Source organism: Acidimicrobiales bacterium (genome assembly GCA_041394245.1).
Classification (GTDB): Bacteria; Actinomycetota; Acidimicrobiia; order Acidimicrobiales; family Aldehydirespiratoraceae; genus JAJRXC01.
In genome coordinates this window covers 2343260-2363972 of the sequence record JAWKIR010000002.1, presented here as the reverse complement: position 1 = coordinate 2363972, position 20713 = coordinate 2343260, and the positions used below count along the sequence as shown (strand labels likewise).

Genomic DNA, 20713 nt, shown 5'->3' with positions numbered 1-20713 from the left:
GATCAGGGGTGATCACCCCAGCGGGCGAGGAGCCGAAGCCCCTCGCCCGTGGGTGGGTGGGTGGACTGGAGGGATCAGCCGAGGAGCCGCAGCACCGACTGCGGAACGGCGTTGGCCTGCCCGAGCATGGCCGTGCCGGCCTGCTGCAGGATCTGGGCCCGGGTGAACTCGACCATCTCGGCCGCGACGTCGGTGTCACGGATCCGGGATTCGGAGGCCGACAGGTTCTCGCTGGTCACCTGGAGGTTGGCGATGGTGGACTCGAAGCGGTTCTGGACCGCACCGAGATCACCACGGCTGGCGCTCACCGAAGCGATGGCCAGATCGATCGCGTCGATCGCGGCGCCGGCATCGGTGCTGAGATCGAGCGCAGCGAGGCTCAGGTCGGCCGCGGACACCGAGACGATCGACACACTGATCTGGTCGTCGGCGGTGTTGTTGGCACCGACCTGGAACACGCCACCGCTGCCCGACGCTGCCGTCGCTGCACCGAAGTTGGTGTTGGCGAGGAAGGTGTCGGCACCGTTCTCGGCGAGCACGAAGGTCTCGGTGTCGGCCAGGCCGCTCACCTCGAGCTTCAGGGTCGCACCGGCACCGGCGCGCTCCGACGTCACGGAGATGTTGTCGGCGTGCGCAACCTGCGCGGCGGTTCCGGCGAGGAGCGCCGAACGGATCTTGGACTCGACCTCGGTCGCCAGCTGATCGCCGGTGTAGGTGGCCTGATCCAGGGTGACCGTGACCGCACCGTCGCCGTTGATGTCGAGGGTGAAGGTGTCGTTGCCGGCACCGATCACGACCGAGTTGTCGGCGTCGTAGCCGACCGCGTTCGCCGCGGTCACGCCATAGCTGCCGTTGAGCAGCTTCACGTCACCGAACGAGGTGGTGGTACCGATGCGGTCGATCTCCGTACGGAGCTGGGCGAACTCCTGCTGAGCGGCGCCACGGGCGGTGGCGTCGTTCGAGCCGGTGTTCGATGCCTGGACGGCGAGGTCACGCATGCGGTTGAGCATGGAGTGCACCTCGTTGAGGGCGCCTTCTGCGGTCTGCACGACGGAGATGCCGTCCTGTGCGTTGCGGGCGGCCTGGCGGAGACCGGAGGTCTGCGCACGAAGCTTCTGGCTGATGACGAGACCCGAGGCATCGTCGGCCGCACGATTGATCCGCAGACCGCTCGACAGCTTCTCGATGCTCTTGCCCATCGACATGGCACTCGCACCCAGATTGCGCTGGGCATTGAACGCCATGATGTTGTTGTTGATACGCATAGTCTTCCGTGTCCTCCATGAACTGAAGTTCAGGCCTCGCTCAATCCGTTGATCGAGGCCGTCAGCGGTTTGCCGACGGAGCTAGGAATCGGCACATGTGTCGCCGGTGATGAGTGCGCCCGGCTCGCCGGTGACCTCCTGCTCCCGTGGCGGTGACATCGGCGCACGGGCGAGTGACAAAGGACATCGCCTCGGCTGCCCGAAGGTCAGCGAGGCAGATCGGCGAGCGCACCCAAAAGGCGGACAGCCCTCACCCCAGGAGGGTGAGGGCTGTCCTCATGGTCGAGATCATCAGGCGGGCGACGATCCATGACCACTGCAACATAGGGTAGTCGCATGTGTCACCGTAAGTGGTGAATGCTGTTCAGGCCGGCGGATTGCTCACCTGCGTGGCCCGCCCATCGCCGCCACGGCGGTACGCCGACTACTGCATGACGAAGGTGGTCAGGAGAACCCGCACGACCTTCTCGTCGCCGTACGCCTCCCGGATCCGCGCCGAGAGCTCGTCGCGGATCTCGGTCTTCGAGCCCGGTTCGCGCAGATCCGCGAAGGACTGGGCCGAGAGGTAGTCGATCGCCGCGTCGATCGCGATCGGCGCCTCGGCCTCCATCGCGTCGGGCGACGTTCCCGCTTCGAGGACCAGGGCGAGCCCGACCCTGAGGTAGCGGCTATCGTCCTGGTCGGTCAGGTTCACGACGAGCTCCTCCATCGGGAAGATGTCGCCCTCCTCGATGACGCGCTCGGCCTGCTCGTCGATGGCATCGACGGCTTCCTCGGCGGGGGCCGGCGCGAGCACGAACTTGTAGACCGCACCGAGGCCGACGAGACCGATGGCGATCATCTTGCCCTTGCTCTTGCCCTTGCCCTTGCCGCCCTCCTCGTCTTCCTCGGCAGCCTTCTTCTTCTTCTTCGCCATTGCGGCAGTCTCCTTGTCAGGACCCGAAGATGGGGTCGTCGAATCCGGTGATGTCGGTCGCGGCGACTTCGTCGAGGCCGACCGACGCGTCGACGTCGCCAGCGAGCCCATCCGTCGAGTCGACGAGAGGGATCGCGGTCACGGTCGCGTTGTCGGGCTCCACGAGCACCACGAGTTCGGTCCGCCGGTTGGCCTGACGCCCATCGGCGTCGTCGTTGGACGCCCGGGGGCGGGTGTCGGAGTACCCGACGGCCGCCATACGGGTGTCGGGCACGCCATAGCTCTCGTGCAGCGTTCGCAGCACGGCGGTCGCCCGCGCGGCCGACAGCTCCCAGTTCGTCGGCCAGGCGGTACCCGTGGTCGGGACGGAGTCGGTGTGGCCTTCGACGAGGAGTTGATTGTCGAGCCCGGCGATGACCTGGGCGACCGCCGCGAGTGCGGGGGCGGCACCATCGCCGACACGCGCGGAACCCGACGCGAAGAGGAGTCGCTCGTCGAGCGTGATCACCACGCCGCGGGGATCGAGCGAGACATCGAATGCGGAGATGTCGACCGATGCCGCGCCGAGCGCAGCCTCGACCGCGTCACGCAGCTCCTCGACCTCGTCGGGAGTGATCACCTGATCGGACGAGATGCTCTCGAGGATGTCGTCGATCTCGTTCTGCACATCCGACGGGATGACGGCGAGTTGACCGGCGTTCTCGTTGATCCCGAGGCCTTCGTCGAGGAACCCGGACCCCTCGGGCAGGGCCGGGCTCGAGATCGAGTACGCCTGCTCGACGCCGTACTTGAACTCGGCGAACTTCTTCTCGTCGAGCAGGGAGAACGCGTAGAGCAACACGAAGAACGCGAGCAGGAGGGTCATGGCATCGGCGTAGCTGTCGAGCCACGCCTTCGACGGACCGTCGTCCTCGACCGGTGCGGCGGCCTTCGCCTTACGCACTTTGCTGTTCCTCGTCGGCCCGCTCGGACGGCGGCAGGTAGGCGGACAGCTTCCCCGAGAGCGCCCGCGGGTTCGCCCCGGCCTGGATCGAGAGGATTCCCTCCACCAGCAGCTCCCGGAACGCGACCTCGATCGCCGACGCACGCTTGAGCTTCATCGACACCGGTGTGTAGATGTAGTTGGCGAGGAACACGCCCCAGAGCGTGGTGGAGAAGGCGACGGCGAGCGCGGGGCCGAGAGCGCCCGGGTCGCTGAGGTTCGAGAGCATGTCGATCAGACCGATCACCGTGCCGGCCACGCCGAACGCCGGTGCATAGCCCGCCGCGTTGGAGAAGAACGCGGCGCCGGCGCGATGGCGGGCCGCCATCTGGCTCACCTCCAGGTCCAACGTCTCGCGGAGTTCCTCGGGGTCGGTGCCGTCGACGGCCATCATCAGCCCGCGCTTCAAGAACTCGTCCTCGACCTCGGCGAGCGAGCTCTCGAGGGTGAGCAGGCCGTCGCGGCGGGCGATGTCGGCGAACCCGACGAGTTGCTCGATCGATCCTGCGCTGTCCGGCGGCGCGCCACCGGCGAACGCCTTCACCATCGCCTTCAACCCGTTCTTGAGATCGGGAAGGGTGCCGCTCGCCGCCGTGGCCCCGAGGCTGCCGAAGAACACGAGCAGGATCGAACCCGGGTCACCGAAGAAGATGCCGACGGGGTCCATCCCCGCCATGAACATGGCGCCGAAGGTCGATGCGAGCGCAAGCACGATGCCGGCGATTGTCAGAGGGTCCATCTCAGTCGTCCTGGTCGGTGTCGGGGTTCACGAGACGCAGCGGCAGGACGGCGCCGTTCTCGGCCGCGGCGACGACACGGGCCCGGAAGGCGACGACGCGGTCGATCACCTCGTCCAGCGGCTCGGCCACGATGTACTTGGTGCCGTCGATGAGCGTCACCACCGTGTCGGGAGTTGCGTCGACGCGCTCGATGAGGTCGGTGTTCAACGCGAATGCGTCATTGTTCAACCGCGTCAGCTGAATCATCGGCGTCCCTTCCGTGGCTGCCCCGCAGGTGCAGAACAGGCCTGGTCGGGGACCAGTGTCGGCACACGAACCGCCCACATGAGAGGGCAATCGCGCCATGAGATGCCCGCGGTCGCACCCGGTTCACCCCGGCGTCACGGGGCGGTTGGGCCGTTCGGATCAGCGCAGGAAGTCGAGCAGCGAGCGGTCGAGGATTCGACCCGTGACGCTGAGGGCGGCGGTGTAGGCCGCCTCCTGGCCCTTGAGGTCGAGGATCGCCTCGGCGAGATCGACGTCTTCGGTCTCGCTCAGCGCCGATCGCATCTCGATCGTGACGCCCTCGTTGCGGGACTCGAGATTCTCGAGCGACGACAGGCGGGTACCGAGGGTCGCCTGCGAGTTGTGCACGTTCGCCTGTGCGCGCTCGATCGCGTCGAGTCCGGGTGCGGCGGACAGGCCGGCCTCCACCCGATCGGCGATCTCGCGCAGCGCTTCGAACGTGTTGCCGTTCATGGGGTCACCCGGGTTCTCGACGCCGAACACATCGGGGCCGGTGACGTTGACCTGGTAGCTCACTCCACCACCGACCGTGCGCGTGACCGCTCCGGTGTCGCCCTGGAACGCTCCGGTCGGGTCGTAGGCCTGGGAGCTGCCGGACGCACCACCGAAGATCGGACGTCCGAGGTGGCGCGTGTTGGCGAGACCGACCATCTCGTCGGCGATGGCCCGGAGCTCGGCGGCGACGGCGTTGCGGGCAGCCGAGTCGAGCGATCCGTTGTCGGCCTGGATGGTCAGGTCCTGGGCACGGGTGAGACGACCGTCGATCGCCTCGAGTGCGCTGTCGCCCGTACGCAGCCAGGTCTTGGCGTCGCCGATGTTGCGGTCGAACTGCTCGTAGGACCGCAGCGAACGCCGATAGCGCAGCGCTTCGAGCGCGCCCGCCGGATCGTCGGACGCCCGTTCGAGCTGGCGTCCCGAGGCCACCTGCCGCTGGATGTCGGCGAGCCGGCTGCTGATCTGGGAAAGGTCGGATCGCATGGTCAGGACCTGCGATTGCTGGGTGACGCGCATCAGGAGCCTCCTCAGCGGCCCACGAGGCCGAGACGATTGACGAGAACGTCGAGCATCTCGTCGACGGCATTGATCATTCGGGCGGAAGCCTCATAGGCCCGCTGGGCCGAGACGAGATCGATCATCTCCTCGTCGATGTTGACCGCACGCACCGAGAGCCGGGCTTCGTCGACACGACGCAGCACCGATTCCTGCGCGGCGGCGCGAGCACGGGCCGACCCCACCTGCACGCCCAGACCGCCGACGAGCTCGACGTACTGATCGTCGGGCCCGCCCGCGGCGTCGCGCAGGGCCGCGAGCTGTTGGCCGATCCCGACATCGAGTTGGCCGGCACCGACCGTGGCGATGGCTACCCGGCGTGGCTGGTCGATCACGTCGGCCGACATGGCGAGCGTCGACGCGGTCGTGCCCGCAGGATCGAAGAAGTTCCATCCGGTCGCCCCGTCGAGATCCTGTCCCGTGCTGTGGAGCGCATTGACGGACGTCACGAGTGTGTTGACGACCTGGTCGAGGTTGCGGATCGAGTCGGGTATCGCGTTGTTCGCCATCTCGAGGAGTCCGGCGGCGTCGCCTCCCGTCGGGACCACGGCACCACCACCGGTGAAGCGAAACTCGAGCCGCTGCATGTTGACGTCTGCGAAGGCGGCGTCGGGCACCGTTTCGGCCACGAGCTCGAGCGTCCGACCACCGGCCACGATCGTGCTCCCACCGACATAGACGTCGATGGTGCCGTCGTCGCGACTCTGCACCCGCCCACCGACCAGATCGGTCAGCCGACCGACCGCGATGTCGCGCTGATCGAGGAGGTCGTTCGGTGATGCGCCCGACAACAGCAGCGGTCGGAGCGAGTTGTTCAACGCGGCGACCTCTGTCGCGAGATCGTTGGCCTCGGTGACGAGCGCCTTTGCTTCGCCGACGGCCGCCGTACGCAGGCTACGGAGCTGATCGTCCATGAACCGGACCTGGTCGATCGTCGCGTCGGCCTGTTCGAGGACGGCGGTGCGCTGCGGAATCTCTGCCGGGTTTGGGAAGATCGAGGGCCGCCACGGCTCCGAGACGGGCCGCTTCCTCGTTGGATTGACGGATGTCGGCCGCCACCTCTTCACGGTGCACCGCGACCGACCGGGGGGCGTCGACACCGATCCTGACCTGGTCACCACGTATGTCGAGGACCCGGATCACGATGTCGGGGCCGATGACGATCGCTTGGTTGGCGCGGCGGCTCAAGACCAGCACGTGGTGGCTCCTCTTCGGCCCGGGTTCAACCGGACACGATCTCGCGGGTGGAGTACTGCGAGTCCGAGAGTACGACCTGGCGACCGACTTTGGTCCGATCGTTGATCACGAGCGGTCCGAGCAGGTTCGCAGTGATGCCGCCCATCGTGCCGTCGTCGGCCCGGTGGACGGTCACCAACGCGAGGACTTCTGCGTCGGTGGGCGCCTCGAGCTCGATCGCGGCGACATCGGACTCCGGAAGTTCGAGGTCGTACGCAGGGAAGAACAAGAACGCGTCGATCGCGAGGAAGGCGAGCTCGGGATCATCGACCGATTGGAGCCACAGCCATCCTTCGGCGTCGGGCATCTCGACCCGCAGGTAACGGCTCGCGTCGGGGAAGCCGAGAAGGCCGCCCTGGATCTCGACCATCTGTTCGTCGAGTGCGTCGAGCACACCGAAGCGGGTGGTCGTGATCTGCATGGGGCGGATGTTACTGGTCGTCATCTCATGCACCGGTGACATCTCGTGCACCTCCTTGCGAATCGCTGTCGGCACTGATCGAGTCCATCGCAACGTCGGCGGCCGCGTCTGCCGCAGCGCTGCGCGCGTTGACGAGGGCCGACTCCACGGAATGGAGCGCGGCCTGCATCTGGTAGTTGTCGAGGAGCGACCCGAGAGCCGTCACGACGAACATGGTCAGCAAGAAGGCGATCCCGATGCGGGTAATCGCGGTCGTGAGGCTGATCGCGTCCTCCATCGCCGAGGCGATGACCGGGAGTGCGATACCCGCCGTTGCGAGCAGCGCCCAACCGGAGCGGGCGGCTTGGCGCCGACGCGCGTTGCGGCGGTGCACGCCGACGACGATCGACTCCACCGCGGACCGCTCCGATGCCTTGAGTTCAGCCACGACGTCGGTTCTCCAGCCACACTGCGGCCAGCAGTTCCGGCGTCGCCGGACGACCCTCGATCGTGCTGATGGGGATCTCGAGGTCGAGCATGGCGAGCGGTTCGACGGTGTCGGCCACGGCGACGAGTTCGATCGTGTCGACCCCGCCGAGCTTGCCGGCCGTGCGACCCACGTCCTCGGCCAGACGCCACGCCTCGGTCACGAAACGGACCTGATCGGCCTGGAGCGCAGTGAGCGCACGAATGGCCCAGACCTGGTCGACGACCTCACTGCCCAGATCGAGCACGATCGGCACGATGCCGCGCTGGCGCCAGCGATCGGCCCGCTTCGCGAGATCCGCGAGGTCATTGACGACCAGCCATGACGGAACACCTTCGATCTCGCTCGAGCGGCTGACCACTGCCACGTCGCCGTTCCACAACGCCTGGCGCTGGCCCATCGTCCGCGCCGATTCCCATGCCGCCTTCGCCTGGCCGACGAAGACCACGACGCCGTTGGCGGGGAGCGCCGGGGCCACGGGGACCCGTTCGAGCCGCTCGAGCATCGCCCACAGCAGATCGGTTTTCGGGGCCCGCTGTTCGTCGAACACGGTGACGCCGCGGGGCGCGTCCTCGAGGGCCACCGACGCCGGCGTCATCGACGGTGCCAGACCGGTCGTCGGTGCGGGCGCCGCCGTGGGTGCGGGTGCCGGCACGGGCATCGGCGCGGTCACCGGAATCATCGCCGCCGCCAACGCGGCGTCGACCGGTGCCGTTGTCGCGTCGGCCCGTCCCATCGCCGCACCCGCACCCACCAGTTCACGGGCCGGACCGGTGTTGCCACCGCCGAAGAAGTCGTCGAGGGCCGCGTCGTACTCCTGGAGGAGTGGCTCGGGTCCCTGACCCCCGCCGGGCATCCGGCGATCGGCCATGGCGTTGCGCACCATGGCCTGGAAGGTGTCGCCCTCGTCCTCGTGGTCGAGGAGGGCGAGCGCCGGGTTGGCCGCCACCGCGCTCGACGGCCGCGCCCAGACCTCGAACCACTCACTTGCGAAGAAGCCGAGCAGCCCACCGCGCCGAATACGGTTGGCGGCCTCGATCTCGACATCGGAGCCGAAGCACAGGCGGGCCTCGTTGAGGACCTCCTCCAGATTCGGGCCTTCGAACAGCATGGAGTTCATCATTGGGTGCCTCCGGTGGCATCGATGACGGTTGAGGGATCGACGACGGTTCCGACCGTCGTGATCTGGACTTGCGGACCGATCTCACGGAACGAGAGCACCGGCGGTGGGTTGTCGTAGCCCTCGAGCATGCGGGAGAGCGGGCGGCGCAGCGGCGGCGAGCAGATGAGGACCGGCTGGTGTCCGTCCCCCTCCGCCCGCAACGCGAGATCGCGGATCTGGTCGAGGATCGACTGCAGGTGGCCGGCATCGAGTCGGGTCGACGCGGCTTCGACGCCGAGCGCCGCGATCAGTTCCCGCTCGAGCAACGGGTCGAATGCAAGGACGGGAAGCTCACCGTTGCGGGCGTGCTGCTCGGTGATGGCAGGGGCCAGCACTTCGCGCACGGCCTCCACCAGATCGTCCGGTCCCTGGGCTCGGCGAGCCGCCTCGCCGATCACCTCGAGGATCCGGACCATGTCGCGGATCGGCACCTGCTCGCGGAGGAGCTGCTGGAGGACTCGCTGCACCTGGGGCAGCGCGACATCGTTCGAACCGAGGTCGTCGATCACGGCGGGATCGGACTCCCGGACCATGTCGAGCAGGTTCTTCACGTCCTGGCGGCCGATCAGCTCCGCGGCATTCTGGCGGGCGATCTCGGCGAGATGGGTGGTGACGACGGATGCTCGGTCCACCACGGTGGCGCCGAGTGCTTCCGCCTGCATCCGATGGGTTTCCGGCACCCACTTGGCGGGGAGACCGAAGACCGGCTCGACCACTTCCTCACCCGGGAACAGCGAGAGGTCGTCGGCGATCACGAGCGCCTTGCCAGGAGGCGCGATGCCCTTGGCGAGCTCGACGCCGTGCACGAGGATCGCGTAGCTGCCGTTCGGAAGTTCGATGTTGTCGCGGGTCCGTACCGCCGGCATCACGAGGCCGAGTTCGAGGGCGATCTTGCGACGCAGCGCCCGCACTCGATCGAGGAGATCGCCACCTCGGGCCGGGTCCACGAGATCGACCATGTCGGCCGCCAACTCAAGCCCGACCGCCTCGACCCGGATGGATCGCTGGAGATGGGCGGGGTCGTCGGGATCGGCGACCGGCGCCGGTTCGGGTTCGATCTCGGCCTCTCGCTCGGCGGCGAGGTCGTTCTGCGACAGCCGGTAGCCGAGGAGGCTTGCGCCGCCACCCACCAGCGCGAACGGCAGGAAGGGAAGGCCGGGGACGAGGCCGAGACCGGCCACGACCATGCCGCCGACGATGAACGGACGCGACTGGCGGGCGAACTCGTTCGCAACATCGGTACCGAGGTCCGACGTGCCCGTCGCCCGGGTCACGATGATGCCCGAGGAGATCGAGATGAGAAGAGCCGGGATCTGCGACACGAGACCGTCGCCCACGGTCAACAGCGAGTATGTCGAACCCGCCTCTCCGATCGAGAGTCCTTGCTGGGCGACGCCGATCACGAGACCGCCGATGAGGTTGATCGCCGTGATGACGATCGCCGCGATGGCATCGCCCTTCACGAACTTGGAGGCGCCGTCCATCGCCCCGTAGAAGTCGGCTTCGGACGCCACCTCGGTGCGGCGACGGGTCGCTTCGAAGTCGTCGATGATCCCGGAGTTCAGGTCGGCGTCGATCGCCATCTGCTTGCCGGGCATCGCGTCGAGCGTGAACCGGGCGCCGACCTCGGCGACGCGGGTCGCGCCATTGGTGATCACGACGAACTGGATCACCACGAGGATCAAGAACACGACGAGGCCGACGACGACGCTGCCCCCGACCACGAAGCGGCCGAAGGCGGAGATGACGTCGCCGGCTTCGCCCTGACCGAGGATCAGGCGGGTCGTGGACACGTTGAGGCCCAAGCGGAACAGGGTCACCACGAGGAGCAAGGAGGGGAACGACGCCAGATCGAGGGCCCGCTTCACATTCAGCGTGGCGAGGAGGATCAGCACCGCGACCGCGATGTTGAGCGACAACAACAGGTCGAGCATCACCGGCGGGACCGGGATGACCATCATGACGACGATGCCCACCACTGCGGCGGGAAGCGCCATGGTTGCGGTTATCGAACGAGGCACGAATGCTCCCCAGTGGCTGGGTCCTCGCCGTCCGTGGCAACGGGTGCCCGCGATCCATCGCGAACGAGGCCCAGCATCGGTCGGTTCGTCATCGCCATGGTGGGCCATTCGACTCACTCGCGTCGGGCCAGTGGGTGAGGTGGTCGGGGATGGGGGTGCCGTCGGGGCGGGTGAGTTTCCATTCGCCGGACTCGGTGCGCCAGGCGTGGAAGCCGTGTTCTTTGATGCGGTTGTGTTTCCCGCAGCCGGGTGCCCCGTTGCCGGGGCTGGTTCTGCCGTGTCGACGCCACGGGGTGAGGTGGTCGATGTGGCATTTGGAGGCGGGGATCCAGCAGCCGGTCCAGTAGCAGCGCACTTCGGTGAGCAGGGCGGCGTCGCGGGCGTTGCCGGTGAAGAGCCGTGAGCGGCGGCCGAGGGTCGATGACGACTCCGGCGGTGTTGACGACGGCGCAGCGGACGTGGTCGACGAGTGAGTGGGCGTGACGATCTCGGCGGGGTTGACGTAGCGGCCGTCGATGGTACGGGAGAACCGGTTGCGGTCGGTCGCATCGATCGGCGGCGCGTCCGCGCCGCCAGGCGGACCGCGTGGTGCTCGTAGGTGGTGTCGTCGATGACGAGGTCGGCAGGTGCCGAGGGGTTGGCTGTCGGGGCCGACCGCGGCGCGCGGCGGACGAAGTTGCATGAAGGCGTCGTAGCGCAGCTGCGCTGTTGTGCGCGAGGTGTTGGCGCCAGTTGTCGCCGTGTTCGGTTTGGGCGGTTTCGATGTCGGCGAGGCGCAACGCGTCGACCAACCGGTCGAGTGTTTCGTCGAGTTGGGCGCCGTCGACACTCATCATGCGGCCGCGAGGTCCCAGAACCCGTTGAAGTCCTGCACGGTGTCGATCGAGCGGCGTCGCCAGCGCCGGTTGGCTTTGTCGGCCGCGCCGTCGTGGTCGACCCGGTTGACCCACTCGACACAGAACGCGTCGAACTCGACGAACTCCATCTGCCGGGCGGCGAGCAGGAACTCGTCTTCACACACCGCCACGTATTCACGCACCCGCGGGTTGGCCCAGACCGCGGCGATGCGGCGGACCTGGTCGGTGCCGACCAGCCCGTCGGCGTAGCACTCGGCCACCGCCGGCAGATCCCGCAGACACTTCATCACCCGATCGCGCTGGGTCGCCTCGGGGCCCGACAGGTGGGCGTGGAGGCGCATCATCGTCTTGGCCGAGAAGTGCGCGTCGGCCACGAACACGCCGGACCGGTCGATGCGGTCCAGCAAGGCGATCCGTTGCGCATCGAGCCGCCGCGCTTCACGCTCGAGCCGCGCGATCTCTGCGGCTGCCGCATCCGCATCGAAACTCACCTCGGAACCGAACATACGTTCGATACTACGCCACCCCTGTGACAGTCAGATCAAGTTGAATAGTCGAGCTCGACGCAGACGTCGTCACCGCGACACAGACGGGCCCGGCTGCGATCAGCCGACTCAGCCTGTGGCAGCCCGGTCGGCGGCGACGGCGTCGTAGGCCTCGTAGTCCTCGGCGGTCGAGTCGGCGAACTCGTATTCCATCAGACCGGCCTCGCCCCACTGGCGGCGCAGCAAGCCGTCGTTGGCGTCGAGCAGGCCGAGGCGACGGGTGTTGGGCACCAGCTTGGCGAAGAAGCCGTGCTGGAAGGTGGTGAACATCGACGAGTCCAGCGTCTGGGCCGCCTCCAACAGGAAGGGTCGGGCCACGTCGGCCGACACGCCCATGCGTTCCCAGATCTCGGGGGTGGTCGACCGCGTGCGGTTGCGGATCGTGTTCTCGGCCATGAACTCCTGGCGGTCGAGCAGTTCGGCCGAGGTGAGGTTCTCGTAGTACTCGCCCAGCGACAGGATGCCGAAGGCGACGTGGCGGGCCTCGTCGCTCAGCACGTAGCGCAGCAGCTTGCGCAACAGGGGCTCCTCGGTGACCCGCAGCATCTGCCCGAAGGCGGCGAGGGCCAGCGACTCGATGATGATCTGCATGCCGAGGTACGCGATGTCCCACCGGCTGTCCTCCACGAGCACCTGGATCTGCTCTTCGAGGTACGGGCTCATCGGGTAGGCGTCGCCGAGCTTGGTGTGGAGGTACTTGGCGAAGACCTCGGTGTGGCGGGCCTCGTCCATCGTCTGGGTGGCCGCGTAGTACTTGGCGTCGATCCACGGCACCGTCTCGACGATCTTGGCCGCGACCATCATCGCCCCCTGCTCGCCGTGCATGAACTGGCTGAGCGTGGCCTTGAGCGACTCGATGGCGAGCTGGTCGAACTCCGTGTCGCTCCAGTTCGCGAAGGGCGATCCGGGGAGGTCCTTCGCGGCCCGGGCGAGGGCAACCGTGACGTTGTCCTTCTGGGTGGTGTGGACGAGATAGTCGGGGTCGACATCGGTCGCCCAGTCGAGATCGTTGACCGAGTCCCACTGCGACGCCATCGCCTTGTTGTAGAGGGTGACCAGCTGGTCGCGTTCCCGGTCGTACTTCCAGGAGAAGATGCGATCGGCGTTGTCGGTGATCAGCTTGATGTCGGCGTTCATGTCCGCGTCGCGGCGCGCTTCCACATCGGTCATGGGGGCAAGCGTACGACGCATCCGGGTTGCGTTCGAGCGGATGGCGGATCACGCTGGAGCACCGCCCGTTCCAGGAGATCTGCAAATGACCGAAGTCGTCATCGTCGAAGCCGTCCGTTCCGCCGTGGGGAAGAAGAACGGCACCCTCGGCCACACCCATCCGGCGGACCTTCTGGGGCCGGTGCAGATGGCCTGTCTGGAACGGGCCGGGGTCGACTCGAGCGACGTCGGCCAGGTCGTCGGCGGCTGCATCAACCAGATCGGTGCACAGGGCATGAACATCACCCGCACCGCCTGGCTCAGCCACGGGGGTGACGAGAACACCGCGTGCTCCACGGTCGACTCGCAGTGTGGCTCTTCGCAGCACGCGGTGAACCTCGGCTACTCGCTGATCGCCTCGGGCGTGGAGGACGTGGTCCTCGCCTGCGGGGTCGAAGTCATGACGATGTTGCCGGTTGGGTCCAACACCGCCAACGGCCCCGGCCGTCCGGTCAGCCGCAGCTATTTCGAGCACTACGAGTTCACCTCGCAGTTCGAGGGGGCGGAGCGGATCGCCACGAAGTACGGCATCACACGCGACGACACCGACGCGTTCGGTCTCGAGTCGCAGGAACGGGCCGCCCGGGCCCGCGACGAGGGCCGCTTCGAGACCCAGATCGTCCCCGTGCAGGCCGTGGTGGTCGACGACGAGGGCAACAAGACCGGCGAGACCGTCGAGTTCGCCCGCGACGAGGTGCCGCGCGACACGAGCCTCGAGGCGCTGGCCAAGCTCAAGCCCGTCGCCCGTGAGGACGGCATCCACACCGCCGGCTCGTCATCACAGATCTCCGACGGGGCCGCCGCGGTGCTGCTGATGTCGGCCGAGAAGGCGGCCGAGCTCGGCCTGAAGCCCAGGGCCCGAGTGGCCCAGACCGCGCTCGTCGGCTGCGATCCCGTCCTGATGCTCGAAGGCCCCATCCCGGCGACCGAGCGGGTGCTCAGCCGAGAGGGCATCTCGATCGACGACGTCGACGTGTTCGAGGTCAACGAGGCGTTCGCGTCGGTGGTGCTCGCCTGGGCCAAGGCCACCGGCGCCGATCTCGAGAAGACGAACCCCAACGGCGGCGCCATCGCCCTGGGTCACCCGCTCGGCGGCACCGGCTGCATCCTCACCACCAAGACCCTCCACGAGCTGGAGCGGACCGACGGGGAGTGGGGGCTGATCTCCATGTGCTGCGGTGGCGGACTCGGCACCGGCACGCTGATCCAGCGCTTGGGCTAGACGCCGGGCTGGAAACGCGGCTTGAGCGGGGCGTGGTCGATGGCCGGGAGCACGTGCTCGGCCACGAGGTCGCACTCCGCGATGTGGGTGTAGCCCGACAGGATGAAGGCATCGACACCGACGCTCTGATAGGCGCGCAGCTTGGCGACGACCTGGTCGGGGTCGCCGACGATCGCCGCGCCGGCACCGCTGCGAGCCCGGCCGACGCCGGTCCACAGGTTGGCCTCGGCGTAGCCGTCGTCGTCGGCGGCTTCCCGCAGCTCCGACTGGCGCGACACGCCGACCGAGGCGGTGTCGAGCGACTTCTGGCGGATGGCCTCGCCGGTGTCGGCATCGAGCTTCGAGATCAGCCGATCGGCGGCGGCCCGGGCTTCGGCCTCGGTCTCGCGCACGATCATGTGGGCCCGTAGTCCGTAGCGCAGCGTGCGATCGAAGCGCGTGGCCCGGGCCCGCATGTCGTCGATGGTCTCGCCCACCGCGGCAACGGTGTCGGGCCAGGTGAGGAACACGTCGGCAGCTTCGGCCGCGCACTCTTTCGCCGCTTCCGAGAACCCACCGAAGTACATCGGCGGGCAGCCCGGGTTCACGGTGGCGATGCGGGGCGGATCGAGATCGAAATCGACGAACTCGCCGTGGGCCTCCAACCGGCCGCCGTCGAGCAGGGCGCGGAGGCCGTGCATGTACTCGACGGTGCGGCGGTAGCGGGGCTCGGAGTCGAGCGACTGGCCGGGCATGTCGGAGCTGATGATGTTGATCGTCAGCCGGCCGCCGGCCATCTGATCGATGGTGGCGAGCTGACGGGCCAGCTGAGGGAGCCACATCTCGCCGATGCGCACGGCGAGCAGCAGATGGATCCGGTCGGTATGGGTCGCGATGCCGGCGGCGAACGCCGTCGAGTCGATGCCGAGCTGGTAGCCGGAGGGCAGGAGGATGTTGTCGAAGCCGTTGCGGTCGGCGGTCTGCACGATGTCGCGGCAATGGTTCCACGAGCTCTTCAGGGAGTCGTCGGGTACGCCGAGGAACTCGTAGTCGTCGTCGCACAGGGCCGAGAACCAGGAGATCTCGACGGGCTCGTTGGTGGCGTTCACGGGAGCGGCACTCCTTCGCTCGCTTGGATGATGGCGTAGACGTCGTTGCGGTCGAGTGTCACCGTCAGCGCGGTCGTCGCCGCATCGAGTCGGGCCGGGGTCTGGGTGCCGAGAATCGCGACCGGGGCCGAGGGATGAGCGAGCACGAACGCGATGCAGATGGCGGCGCGGTCGACGCCCTCGCGTTCGGCCAGCTCGTCGAGCAGGGTGATCAGCTCGGGACGCACACCCTCGCCGCTGATCAGGCGTCCACCCCCGAGCGGACTCCAGGCCAGGGGCACGACACCGTCGCGCATGCACAGGTCGAACGTGCCGTCACGCAGCGGATCGAGCACGGCGGGGGAGTACTCCGGTTGTGTCGTCGCCAGTGGGAACGGCAGATGGGCGACGAGGGCCTCGTGTTGGGCGGGCGTGTGGTTGGAGATGCCGACCTCTCGGATCTTGCCCTTCTCGCGCAGCGAGGCGAGCACCGCGGCCACCTGGGCGGGGTGGGCGAACATGTCGGGTCGGTGGATCTGGTAGAGATCGATCACGTCGGTCTGCAGGCGGCGAAGGCTCGCCTCGCAGGCGGCCTCGAGATAGGCGGCGCTCGAGTCGTAGGGGGTCGGCGGCGCGATGCCGCCCTTGGTGGCGAGCACCATGCGGTCGCGCAGCGCCGGCGCCGACGCGAGCACCTCGCCGAGGAGCTTCTCGTTGGCCCCGAAACCGGAGCCGCCCCAGTCGAATCCGTAGACGTCGGCGTTGTCGACCAGGTTCATCCCGAGGTCGAGCGCCGTCTCGATGAGGCCGCGGGCATCGTCGACCGAGTCGGTGGTGAACCGCCAGCACCCGAATGCGAGCGGTCCGACCTCGAACCCCCCGATTCGGCGTGGCGCGATGTTGATGAGCGTTTCTGACATTGCCCGTAAGCTAGTCAACTCATGGCCATGGACTCTGCGGAACTGCGCTACGGCATCATCGGCACGGGGATGATGGGGGTCGAACACCTCAACAACCTGCTCCACATCGACGGGGTCGAGATCACGGCGTTGGCCGATCCTCACCCGGGCAGTCGGGAGACCGCGTCGGCGCTCGCGCCGGGTGCGACGGTCTACGACGATCACAGGCAACTCATCGCCGACGGGGTGTGCGACGTCGTGGTGCTGGCGTCGCCCAACATGACCCACATCGACGTGTTGACCGATCTCCTGGCGACGGATCTGCACGTGTTGGTCGAGAAGCCGCTCTGCACGACCGTCGACGACTGCTACACCGTGCTCGACCTCGCCGAGGGTCGCGACGCGCTCACCTGGGTGGGTCTCGAGTACCGGTACATCCCGCAGATCACCCGCCTGATCGACGAGGTCGACGGAGGGGCCGTGGGGCAACCGCGGATGGTGTCGATCCGCGAACACCGGTTCCCCTTCCTGGAGAAGGTCGGCGACTGGAACCGCTTCTCGCGCAACACCGGCGGCACGCTCGTCGAGAAGACCTGCCACTTCTTCGACCTGATGTGCCGGATCATGCCCGGCGAGCCCGTGCGGGTCATGGCCAGCGGCGCGCAGGACGTCAACCATCTCGACGAGGTCTACGACGGCGAGGTGCCCGACATCCTCGACAACGCCTTCGTCATCGTCGAGTTCGACGATGGCGGCCGCGGGATGCTCGACCTCTGCATGTTCGCCGAGGCGACCCACGACCAGGAACAGCTCAGCGTCGTCGGCGAACTGGGCAAGGTCGAGACCTACGTGCCCCACCCGCTCGTGCGCATCGGGCGGCGGGGCGAGCACTGGATGGGCAGCGTCGAGACCCACGAGGTGCACGACGAGTCGGTCGCCTACGAGGGATTCCACGACGGGTCGTCGTATCTCGAGCACCTCCACTTCCGCGACGCGATCCTCCAGGGCCGCGAACCTGAGGTCACCCTCTACGACGGCCTGCGCTCCGTCGCCATCGGCGCGGCCGCGCACCGCTCGATCGACGAGAGGCGTGTCGTCGAGATGTCGGAGTTCCTCCGGGGCTAGATGATCCGCTCGGCCCGGAGCCGGGAGATCTCGTCGCCGGCGAGGCCGAGGACGGATCCGAGCACCTCGTCGGTGTCGGCGCCGAGTCGCGGTGCCCCGGTTGGTGTCTCGACGATCTGACCCTCGATGCGGGGGAACGGCGCCTGTTGCCGGACGGCGCCGATCACGGGGTCGTCGACCGACACGATGTCGCCGCGGGCGATGACGTGTTCGTCGTTGCTCAGGTCGGCGGCGTCGTAGGCGGTACCGACGGGGACGTCGTGGGCCACACAGCGTTCCTCGATCTCTGCGGCGGTGAGTGCGGCCGCCCAGTCGGTCACGATCTGGTTGATGGCGTCGTTGTTGGCGGCCCGCGCCTTCGGCGTGGCGTAGCGCTCGTCGGTCAGCAGGTCGGGCCGTTCCATGGCCGCGCACAGGCGCTCGAAGTTGTTCTGGGCGGCGGCGACGATGCAGACGTAGCGGCCGTCCTTGCTCGGGTAGTTGTCGAGCGGGGCCGAGTGTTCGAGGCGGTTGCCCGAGCGGTTGCGGACCACGCCGAGCCGGTCGTAGGCGGCGATCGACCACTCGAGGATGCGCAGCGCCGACCCGTAGAGGTACGCGTCGATCACGCCGCCCTGGCCGGTGCCGCGGGCGTCGCGTTCGTAGAGCAGGCCGAGCGCGGCCTGGGCGGCGAAGACGCCGGTCAGGTAGTCGGTGACCGTGACGCCGGGCCGCACCGGAGGACGGTCGGGCTCACCGGTCAGATGCAGGAGGCCGCCGTAGGCGACGCCGTTGCGGTCGAGGCCCGGTCGCAGCGACTTGGGTCCGTCCTGACCGAACACGCTGATACGCACCGTCACCGTCTTGGGGTCGAGTCGGCTCGGGTCGATGTTCCAGCGTTCGAGCGTCCCCGGCCGGAAGTTCTCGCACACGACATCGCTCGCGGCGGCGAGGCGACGGAAGAGTTCCTGGCCCTCCGGTTTGCGAAGATCGAGGGTGACCGACTTGCGGCCCCGACCCTCGACCGCCCAGTAGAGCGAATACGGGCCGTCGTCGGTCTCGACGAACGGGCCGAGCTCCCGCATCGGGTCGCCCCCCTGCGGCTGCTCGATCTTGATGACCTCGGCGCCCTGCTCACCGAGCAGGCCGGCACAGAACGGCGCGGCGATGCGCGTGCCCAGGTCGAGCACCCGCAGGCCCTCGAGCGGCCGTCTCACGAGTCGTCGCGATGCTCGGCAAAGACTTCCTTCATGGACCCCTTCGCCTTGCGGGCCTCGAGCGCGTCGAGCGCGGTGGCGGTGTTGTGCATCCAGTGATGCGCCTGGAAGTGGTAGTCCCACGAATCGCGCTGGCCCTGGAGATCGAGCGTCTTGTTGATCGACCGCTTCACCACCTGGGCGGTGGTGGGCGGCACCAGGGCGATGCGGGCCGCGAGTTCGGTGGCGGCCGATGCGAGTTCGTCGCGGGGCACGACCCGGTTGACCATGCCGAGCCGCTCGGCCTCCTGGGCGCTGAACGTCTCGGCCGCGAGGAGGAACTCCTTCGCCTTGCGGGCCGGCATCTCCCACGGTTCCACGAGGATCTCCACGGCGGCGCCCGTCATGCGCAGCACCGGGTTCTGGAACGATGCGTCGTCGCTCGCCACGATGAGGTCGCACATGCAGGCGAGCATCACCCCGGCCGCGATGCACTTGCCCTGCACGGCGGCGATGGTCGGCTTGCGGAAGTCGCGCAGCCGCAGGCACTTGTCGAAGTACATGGTCTTCTCGTGGTGCCATTTGCCCTCGGGTGTCTCGCGCATCAGCCGCCACTCGTCGGGTTCGGTGTCGCCGACGAGGGCCTTGAGGTCGTGGCCGGCCGACCAGTGCTTGCCGTTGCCGGCCAGGATCACTACCCGCACCGCGTCGTCGGCGTCGGCGAGGTCGAGGGCCGCGTCGAGCTCGTCGATCATCGCCGTGTTCTGGGCGTTGGCGACCTCGGGGCGGTCGAGGGTGATCGTGCACACCGCGTCGGAAACGGCGTAGGTGATCGTGTGGAACTCGTTCATCTGCCCATGCTTGCAGGTGGGCGTGGCTCGCGGGGAAGGCCGAGGGTGCGCTCGCCGATGATGTTGCGCTGGATCTCGTTGGTACCGGCGAAGATCGACGCGGCTCGGTAGTAGAGCCACGATCGTTGCCACCGGCCGTCGGCGGGGTTGTGCGCCGCGCCGCGCCAGAGGGACGACTCGTCGCCGAGGACCTCCATCGCCGTGTGGTGGAATCGCTGGCTCATCTCGCTCCAGTAGAGCTTCGCCGTCGCCGCTTCGGCGCCGAGCTCGCGGCCGTGCTGGAGGCGACTCAGCGAGCGCCAGTTCTGGAGCTGGAACAGCCGGAGCTCGACGAACGCTTGGGCCAGCGCCTGCTCGGTTCGGGGCTCGGTCGCGACGCCGCGCTCGACGGCCAGCCGGAAGAGCTCGTCGAGGAGTTGGGTGTGGATGACGAGCTGGCGGGGATTGGTGCCGCGTTCGTGGGTGAGCGTCGAGCCCGACACCGCCCAGCCGCCGTGGAGCGGGCCGATCAGTTGGTCGTCGGGCACGAAGGTCGCGTCGAAGAACACCTCGTTGAAGTCGGACTCGTCGGTGATCTGGCGGAGGGGTCGGATGTCGATCCCCGGCGCTCGCATGTCGACCATGAAGGCGGAGATGCCCTTGTTCTTCGACGCCTCGGGGTCGGTACGGGCGAGGCACAGCCCCCAGTCGGCGAACTGGGCGTAGGACGTCCACACCTTCTGTCCGTGGAGCTCCCATCCGCCGTCGACCTTCGTCGCCCGGGTCGAGACCGCGGCGAGGTCGGAGCCGGCGTCGGGTTCGGAGAACAGCTGACAGAACAGCTGGTCGGCGTCGAGGATGCTCGGGAGCCAGCGTTGCTTCTGCTCTTCGGTGCCGTGGGCCAGCAGGGTCGGACCGACCAGGTTGACGCCGATCCGGCCGACCATCTCGGGGGCGCGGGCGCGGGCGAGTTCCTCCTGCACGATGTAGTGGTGCAGGGGTGTGGCGTCCCTGCCGCCGAACTCGCGGGGCCAGGTGACGCCGACGAACCCGGCCTCGGCGAGCCGGCGCTGCCAGCCCCGGAGAAACGCGACCTCTTCGGCCAGGTCGTCGAACAGCGGCGGCAGGCCGACGCCGTACTCCCACGGGAGGTTCTCGGTCAGCCAGGAACGGCATTCGGCGCGGAATGCCTCTTGTTCGGCGGTCGGCGACAGGTCCACGGGTGGGGTCTACCAGGAGC

Annotated in this window: 22 protein-coding genes; 2 read left to right on the top strand and 20 right to left on the bottom strand. The window is 68.1% G+C overall.

What is annotated here, in order from left to right:
- Window positions 1-74 precede the first annotated feature (74 nt).
- The 15 genes from R2707_11750 to R2707_11680 form a co-directional block, all read right to left on the bottom strand.
- Complete coding sequence (locus R2707_11750) at window positions 75-1265, bottom strand: flagellin (protein ID MEZ5245766.1); 1191 nt, start codon at window positions 1263-1265, stop codon at window positions 75-77.
- A 424-nt stretch (window positions 1266-1689) separates the two neighbouring features.
- Entirely contained in the window at window positions 1690-2181 is a 492-nt protein-coding gene (locus R2707_11745; GenBank protein MEZ5245765.1) for a flagellar basal body-associated FliL family protein, read from the bottom strand.
- Between the two features lie 16 nt (window positions 2182-2197).
- Complete coding sequence (locus tag R2707_11740) at window positions 2198-3124, bottom strand: flagellar motor protein MotB (protein MEZ5245764.1); 927 nt, start codon at window positions 3122-3124, stop codon at window positions 2198-2200.
- A complete protein-coding gene (locus R2707_11735; protein ID MEZ5245763.1) occupies window positions 3117-3902 on the bottom strand; it encodes a motility protein A in 786 nt (261 codons plus the stop codon). Before R2707_11735 ends, R2707_11740 begins: the two co-directional genes overlap by 8 nt.
- Before the next feature lies 1 nt (window position 3903).
- Window positions 3904-4149 (bottom strand): flagellar FlbD family protein, encoded by a 246-nt coding sequence (locus R2707_11730; protein ID MEZ5245762.1) that lies wholly within the window; start codon window positions 4147-4149, stop codon window positions 3904-3906.
- A 159-nt stretch (window positions 4150-4308) separates the two neighbouring features.
- Window positions 4309-5199 carry a flagellar hook-associated protein FlgL gene (gene flgL / locus R2707_11725; GenBank protein ID MEZ5245761.1) on the bottom strand — a complete coding sequence of 297 codons (891 nt, stop codon included), beginning with the start codon at window positions 5197-5199 and terminating at the stop codon, window positions 4309-4311.
- Between the two features lie 11 nt (window positions 5200-5210).
- Window positions 5211-6212, bottom strand: coding sequence for a flagellar hook-associated protein FlgK (gene flgK, locus R2707_11720; protein MEZ5245760.1), 1002 nt, complete (start codon window positions 6210-6212; stop codon window positions 5211-5213).
- A complete protein-coding gene (csrA, locus tag R2707_11715; GenBank protein MEZ5245759.1) occupies window positions 6133-6435 on the bottom strand; it encodes a carbon storage regulator CsrA in 303 nt (100 codons plus the stop codon). The genes flgK and csrA overlap by 80 nt, the downstream gene beginning before the upstream one ends.
- Window positions 6436-6460: 25 nt before the next feature.
- The gene (gene fliW, locus R2707_11710; GenBank protein MEZ5245758.1) at window positions 6461-6895 is read right to left on the bottom strand and encodes a flagellar assembly protein FliW; all 435 of its coding nucleotides are present in this window, start codon (window positions 6893-6895) and stop codon (window positions 6461-6463) included.
- 25 nt (window positions 6896-6920) lie between these two features.
- Complete coding sequence (locus R2707_11705; protein ID MEZ5245757.1) at window positions 6921-7322, bottom strand: hypothetical protein; 402 nt, start codon at window positions 7320-7322, stop codon at window positions 6921-6923.
- Window positions 7315-8481 carry a hypothetical protein gene (locus R2707_11700; GenBank protein MEZ5245756.1) on the bottom strand — a complete coding sequence of 389 codons (1167 nt, stop codon included), beginning with the start codon at window positions 8479-8481 and terminating at the stop codon, window positions 7315-7317. The genes R2707_11705 and R2707_11700 overlap by 8 nt, the downstream gene beginning before the upstream one ends.
- On the bottom strand, window positions 8481-10520 hold the full coding sequence (gene flhA, locus R2707_11695) for a flagellar biosynthesis protein FlhA (GenBank protein ID MEZ5245755.1): 2040 nt from the start codon (window positions 10518-10520) through the stop codon (window positions 8481-8483). Before flhA ends, R2707_11700 begins: the two co-directional genes overlap by 1 nt.
- A 112-nt stretch (window positions 10521-10632) precedes the next feature.
- On the bottom strand, window positions 10633-11226 hold the full coding sequence (locus R2707_11690) for an HNH endonuclease signature motif containing protein (GenBank protein ID MEZ5245754.1): 594 nt from the start codon (window positions 11224-11226) through the stop codon (window positions 10633-10635).
- Window positions 11227-11376: 150 nt separating this feature from the next.
- A complete protein-coding gene (locus R2707_11685; protein ID MEZ5245753.1) occupies window positions 11377-11907 on the bottom strand; it encodes a DUF222 domain-containing protein in 531 nt (176 codons plus the stop codon).
- A 108-nt stretch (window positions 11908-12015) separates the two neighbouring features.
- Entirely contained in the window at window positions 12016-13116 is a 1101-nt protein-coding gene (locus R2707_11680; protein ID MEZ5245752.1) for a ferritin-like domain-containing protein, read from the bottom strand.
- Between the two features lie 85 nt (window positions 13117-13201).
- On the opposite strand from R2707_11680, the gene R2707_11675 reads away from it, so the two are divergent.
- Window positions 13202-14377, top strand: coding sequence for a steroid 3-ketoacyl-CoA thiolase (locus tag R2707_11675; protein ID MEZ5245751.1), 1176 nt, complete (start codon window positions 13202-13204; stop codon window positions 14375-14377).
- Here R2707_11675 and R2707_11670 read toward each other — a convergent pair.
- Together R2707_11670 and R2707_11665 are read right to left on the bottom strand one after the other, a co-directional pair.
- Window positions 14374-15465 (bottom strand): LLM class flavin-dependent oxidoreductase, encoded by a 1092-nt coding sequence (locus R2707_11670; protein ID MEZ5245750.1) that lies wholly within the window; start codon window positions 15463-15465, stop codon window positions 14374-14376. The genes R2707_11675 and R2707_11670 overlap by 4 nt on opposite strands.
- Window positions 15462-16364, bottom strand: coding sequence for an aldo/keto reductase (locus tag R2707_11665; protein ID MEZ5245749.1), 903 nt, complete (start codon window positions 16362-16364; stop codon window positions 15462-15464). The genes R2707_11670 and R2707_11665 overlap by 4 nt, the downstream gene beginning before the upstream one ends.
- Window positions 16365-16391: 27 nt before the next feature.
- Here R2707_11665 and R2707_11660 point away from each other — a divergent pair, with 27 nt between their 5' ends.
- Window positions 16392-17468: a Gfo/Idh/MocA family oxidoreductase gene (locus R2707_11660; protein MEZ5245748.1), complete on the top strand. Its 1077-nt coding sequence runs from the start codon at window positions 16392-16394 to the stop codon at window positions 17466-17468.
- Here R2707_11660 and R2707_11655 read toward each other — a convergent pair.
- From R2707_11655 to R2707_11645, 3 genes are read right to left on the bottom strand one after another with little or no spacing between them, the layout of a single operon-like run.
- Window positions 17465-18664 (bottom strand): CoA transferase, encoded by a 1200-nt coding sequence (locus R2707_11655; GenBank protein MEZ5245747.1) that lies wholly within the window; start codon window positions 18662-18664, stop codon window positions 17465-17467. The genes R2707_11660 and R2707_11655 overlap by 4 nt on opposite strands.
- Window positions 18661-19494, bottom strand: a complete 834-nt coding sequence (locus tag R2707_11650) for an enoyl-CoA hydratase (protein MEZ5245746.1) — start codon at window positions 19492-19494, stop codon at window positions 18661-18663. The genes R2707_11655 and R2707_11650 overlap by 4 nt, the downstream gene beginning before the upstream one ends.
- A complete protein-coding gene (locus tag R2707_11645) occupies window positions 19491-20693 on the bottom strand; it encodes an acyl-CoA dehydrogenase family protein (protein MEZ5245745.1) in 1203 nt (400 codons plus the stop codon). Before R2707_11645 ends, R2707_11650 begins: the two co-directional genes overlap by 4 nt.
- Window positions 20694-20713: the final 20 nt, after the last annotated feature.

Coding starts and splice junctions, on each gene's coding strand:
- fliW (MEZ5245758.1), bottom strand. CDS start 6,895: ATGCAGATCACGACCACCCGCTTCGGTGTGCTCGACGCACTCGACGAA.
- R2707_11675 (MEZ5245751.1), top strand. CDS start 13,202: ATGACCGAAGTCGTCATCGTCGAAGCCGTCCGTTCCGCCGTGGGGAAG.
- R2707_11730 (MEZ5245762.1), bottom strand. CDS start 4,149: ATGATTCAGCTGACGCGGTTGAACAATGACGCATTCGCGTTGAACACC.
- R2707_11685 (MEZ5245753.1), bottom strand. CDS start 11,907: ATGTTCGGTTCCGAGGTGAGTTTCGATGCGGATGCGGCAGCCGCAGAG.
- flgL (MEZ5245761.1), bottom strand. CDS start 5,199: ATGCGCGTCACCCAGCAATCGCAGGTCCTGACCATGCGATCCGACCTT.
- flhA (MEZ5245755.1), bottom strand. CDS start 10,520: ATGGCGCTTCCCGCCGCAGTGGTGGGCATCGTCGTCATGATGGTCATC.
- R2707_11650 (MEZ5245746.1), bottom strand. CDS start 19,494: ATGAACGAGTTCCACACGATCACCTACGCCGTTTCCGACGCGGTGTGC.
- R2707_11700 (MEZ5245756.1), bottom strand. CDS start 8,481: ATGAACTCCATGCTGTTCGAAGGCCCGAATCTGGAGGAGGTCCTCAAC.
- R2707_11735 (MEZ5245763.1), bottom strand. CDS start 3,902: ATGGACCCTCTGACAATCGCCGGCATCGTGCTTGCGCTCGCATCGACC.
- R2707_11750 (MEZ5245766.1), bottom strand. CDS start 1,265: ATGCGTATCAACAACAACATCATGGCGTTCAATGCCCAGCGCAATCTG.
- R2707_11680 (MEZ5245752.1), bottom strand. CDS start 13,116: ATGACCGATGTGGAAGCGCGCCGCGACGCGGACATGAACGCCGACATC.
- R2707_11690 (MEZ5245754.1), bottom strand. CDS start 11,226: ATGCAACTTCGTCCGCCGCGCGCCGCGGTCGGCCCCGACAGCCAACCC.
- R2707_11665 (MEZ5245749.1), bottom strand. CDS start 16,364: ATGTCAGAAACGCTCATCAACATCGCGCCACGCCGAATCGGGGGGTTC.
- R2707_11660 (MEZ5245748.1), top strand. CDS start 16,392: ATGGACTCTGCGGAACTGCGCTACGGCATCATCGGCACGGGGATGATG.
- R2707_11745 (MEZ5245765.1), bottom strand. CDS start 2,181: ATGGCGAAGAAGAAGAAGAAGGCTGCCGAGGAAGACGAGGAGGGCGGC.